This is a genomic window from Nocardioides sp. NPDC057772 (genome assembly GCF_042798075.1).
GTDB lineage: Bacteria > Actinomycetota > Actinomycetes > Propionibacteriales > Nocardioidaceae > Nocardioides.
This window is the reverse complement of sequence record NZ_JBHVKN010000320.1, coordinates 1-3544: the sequence shown is the minus strand read 5'-3', so window position 1 is coordinate 3544 and position 3544 is coordinate 1. Positions and strand designations below refer to the sequence as shown.

General features: G+C 69.4%; 6 protein-coding genes. 3 read left to right on the top strand and 3 right to left on the bottom strand.

The annotated features are described in order from the left end of the window. Both ACFVJS_RS27035 and ACFVJS_RS27030 read right to left on the bottom strand, forming a co-directional pair. Nucleotides 1–425, bottom strand: a 425-nt coding sequence (locus ACFVJS_RS27035) for a hypothetical protein (protein WP_378886645.1), incomplete at its 3' end; no start/stop codon positions are given. A 105-nt stretch (nt 426–530) separates the two neighbouring features. Next, on the bottom strand, nt 531–890 hold the full coding sequence (locus ACFVJS_RS27030) for a DsrE family protein (RefSeq protein ID WP_378886644.1): 360 nt from the start codon (nt 888–890) through the stop codon (nt 531–533). A 60-nt stretch (nt 891–950) separates the two neighbouring features. Between ACFVJS_RS27030 and ACFVJS_RS27025 the strand changes: the two genes are divergently transcribed. Genes ACFVJS_RS27025 through ACFVJS_RS27015 form a run of 3 tightly spaced genes read left to right on the top strand, consistent with a single transcriptional unit; the run spans nt 951 to nt 2860 of the window. Next, nucleotides 951–1454 carry an FABP family protein gene (locus ACFVJS_RS27025; protein ID WP_008360651.1) on the top strand — a complete coding sequence of 168 codons (504 nt, stop codon included), beginning with the start codon at nt 951–953 and terminating at the stop codon, nt 1452–1454. Nucleotides 1455–1459: 5 nt separating this feature from the next. Beyond that, nucleotides 1460–1891, top strand: a complete 432-nt coding sequence (locus ACFVJS_RS27020) for a Fur family transcriptional regulator (protein WP_008360653.1) — start codon at nt 1460–1462, stop codon at nt 1889–1891. 9 nt (nt 1892–1900) lie between these two features. Beyond that, nucleotides 1901–2860 (top strand): YgfZ/GcvT domain-containing protein, encoded by a 960-nt coding sequence (locus ACFVJS_RS27015; protein WP_378886643.1) that lies wholly within the window; start codon nt 1901–1903, stop codon nt 2858–2860. A gap of 10 nt (nt 2861–2870) precedes the next feature. On the opposite strand, the gene ACFVJS_RS27010 is transcribed toward ACFVJS_RS27015, so the two are convergent. Beyond that, on the bottom strand, nt 2871–3512 hold the full coding sequence (locus ACFVJS_RS27010; RefSeq protein ID WP_378886642.1) for a hypothetical protein: 642 nt from the start codon (nt 3510–3512) through the stop codon (nt 2871–2873). Between the last annotated feature and the right edge of the window lie 32 nt (nt 3513–3544).

The following is a 3544-nucleotide window of genomic DNA, read 5'->3' as shown; positions in this document are numbered from 1 at the left end:
AGGAGGCGACGCTCGGCAGCCTCCAGCTCCTTGCCCCGCGCGACCGCGGCCTCCTCGGCCTCGGCGCGCTCCTTGGCACGGGTGTCGGCGAGCTTCTCGGCCTCGACACGGGCGCGGGCGTACTCCTCCGCGGCCTTCTCGGCGACCTCGCGCGCCTGGTGGGCGTCGGCCGCCAGCTCGGCGTGGAGCTTGGCGGTCTCGTCGGCCTTCGCGCGGGCAGCGGCGTGCTTGGCAGCGGACTCCTCTGCCACCAGGCGCTCGGCCGCCTGCTCGGCGGCTGCCTGCTCGGCGGAGATGCGAAGCGACTCGGCTGCGGCGGCCGCGCGGGCCAGCTCCGCAGCGCGCGCCGTCAGGTCCTCGTCGTCACCCGGCTGGGCGGCCGAATCCCGGCTCCACCACTTGCCACTGGGGGTCTGCGTGCTCACGAGGGTGAATGCTAACGGCGAAGTAGGCGGCGTGTGGAGTCTCCGAGAGGATTAACACGCCTGCTACCTGGAACTACACGGATGTAGTTCGAAGGGGTGTCGACGTCAGTAGACGAGCGCCTGCACGCCGTCGCGCAGGATCTCCTCGGCGAACACCACCGCGCCCTTGATGGTGACGCCCTTGATCAGGTCGTCCTCGGCCAGGTCTCGCCGCGAAGCGCACTGGCTGCAGACGGTCACCTGACCGGACTCGATGACCAGCGCGATCAGGTCCTGGAGCGGCGCGGCGTTCTCCAGCGTGAACTCCTCCGCACGCCCGGGCACCGCGAACCACGTCGCCTCGCCCGTGAGCCACAGCGACACCTTGGCACCGGCGGTCGCGGCCGCCGAGGCGACCGTGAAGGCCTGGTTCGTACGCTCGGGCGCCTCGGCGCCCACGGTCACCTTCACCACGAGTTCTTGCATGCCGAGCACATTAGCGCTTGCGTTTCGGGTCGTAGGCGACGTACGGCCTAAACTCGGCGTGTGGCTTTCGAACTTCCGGAGAACCTTCACCCCGACGCGGGACCCTGCGCATGGATGCTCGGCACCTGGCAGGGCAACGGGCACGGTGACTATCCGACGATCGACAAGTTCGAATTCGGTCAGGAGCTGATCTTCACCCACGACGGCCGGCCGTTCTTCCACTACTTCTCGCGCTCGTGGATCATCGACCCCGAGACCGGCGAGAAGGTGCGCGACGCCGCGCTCGAGACCGGCTTCCTCCGCTTCCGCCCCGAGGGCGAGGTCGAGTGGGTGATGACGCACAGCAGCGGCATCGTCGAGATCTGGTATGGCAAGGCCGAGGGCGGCAAGCTCGACATCGTCACCGACGCGGTCGCTCGCACGGAGACGGCCAAGGAATACACCGCCGGCAAGCGGCTCTACGGCAACGTCGAGGGCGACCTGCTCTATGCCTACGACATGGCCGCGATGGGTCAGGCGCTGCAGCCGCACCTGTGGGCGCGGCTCAAGCGGGTCCCCAAGTAGGCGCGATGACCGAGGCGGCTGAGGACTGGCGCGAAGCTCTTCGGGCGAAGGGCTATCGCCTCACGCCCCAGCGCGAGCTCGTCCTCGGAGCCGTCGAGCGGCTGCGGCACGCCACCCCCGAGGAGGTGCTCGCGGTCGTGCGCGAGTCCTCCTCCGCGATCAACCTCTCCACCGTCTACCGCAACCTCGAGGTGCTCGAGGAGCTCGGCCTGGTGCGCCACGCCCACCTGGGCGAGCGGGCCTCGACCTACCATTCCGTCTCCGGGCGCCCGCATTTTCATGCGGTGTGCAGGAAGTGTCAGAAGGTCACGAGCGTTGACCCCTCTGTGGCCGACGGAATCTGCGAGCGGCTGCGCGAGGAGTACGCCTTCGAGGCAGATGTCGCTCATCTGACCGTCTTCGGGGCGTGCGTCGACTGTTCTTCCGAGCCCACGTAGGAGCACAGCATGATGACTGCCAGCCCGCTTCTGTCACTGTCCGGCGCCGTCGCCGGGGATGGTGTCGACGCACCCGTCGCCGCGCACTACGGATCGTTCAACCTGGAGCAGCGGACGCTGGCCTCCGGTGAGGGCTTCGTCGACCTCTCCCACCGTGATGTGGTGCGGATCGCGGGGCCCGACCGGCTGACCTGGCTGCACTCGCTGACCTCCCAGGCGTTCGAGGGTCTGGCTCCCGGCGCCTGGACCTCGGCCCTGATCCTGTCGCCGCAAGGACACGTCGAGCACTTCTTCTCCGGCGTCGACGACGGCACCGCCTTCCTGGCGTGGACCGAGCCGGGCACCGGTGAGGCCCTCGTGACATACCTGGACCGGATGAAGTTCTGGTCCGACGTGACCGTGACGCTCGAGACCTCGCAGGCGTCCGTGTGGCGCCCCGCGCAGGGCTACTCCTTCGTCCCGCGCGAGTCCTTGGAGACGTACGCCGCTGCTGCCGGCCCCGCCTGCGGCTTCTGGGCGTTCGAAGCCCTCCGGATCGAGCGCGGTGAGCCGCGGTTCGGCGTGGACACCGATGCGCGCACGATCCCCAACGAGGTCGGCTGGGTACCGGGGGCTGCTGACGTGGCCGGTCCGGAGTACGCCGTCCACCTCGACAAGGGCTGCTACCGCGGCCAGGAGACCGTCGCTCGCGTGCACACGCTGGGCCGCCCGCCCCGTCGCCTGGTCCTGCTTCACCTCGACGGCTCCGAGAACCGGCTGCCCGCTGCCGGGTCGGACCTGGTCTTCGGGGAGAAGACCGTGGGGTTCGTCGGGTCGTCCGCCCGGCACCACGAGCTCGGCCCGATCGCGTTGGGGCTGGTCAAGCGCAACGTGCCGGTGGACGCGCAGCTCGTCGTGGACGGTATGCCGGTCGCACAGGAGGTCCTCGTCGACCCCGAGATCGGTCTCCACATCCGCCCGCTCCGCTGAGGCCAGCCGGTCAGAGCCGTCCGTTCGAGCGGACGGGTACGTCGGCGGTCGGCCAGTCGCGCGAGGTCCTGTAGGCCGCCTGGGATTCGGTGCGTTCCGGTTGCCTTGGAGACTGGGTCACGGTCGACGGTGCGCCCCACAGGATCCAGCGCCGCCGGGGCGGGAGAGGTAGCCAGGTGTCTTGGAACGAGTTGAACCAGTGCCCCGGCGGTTCGAGGCGAAAGCAGCCCTCGTCATATCCGGTGATCTCGGCGCCGACGGTCACCCAGCCGGCGAGGACCCCGATCAACGGGTGCCGCATGCCGGCCGGTGGGCTCAGACTGCTGTGCCAGGCGAGGTAGACCGAGGTCGGTAGCGGAAGCCGCCACGGCCCGGCGACGGCGCGAGCGCGTTCGCTCCACGCGGCGGCGACGTCGGAGGTTTGTGTCCTCCCGATCCGGACGACGAACGGGCGCCAGCGGTCGAGCTCTGGGAGCGGGCACTCAGGACGGTCGAGGAGTTTGTCGATTCCCTGTTCGTCATAGAGAAGCGCGCTTCCTTGCCGGGTCGCTGGACCTGCCAGTCCGGCGGCCAGCACCCGGGCTGCATCTCGCAGGCCGATGTTGTGAGCGACTGAGATCGTCTCGGCGGCGGCCCGAGCGGTGAGCTTCATATGACGAACGTAAGGGCGAGCACCGACAAGCC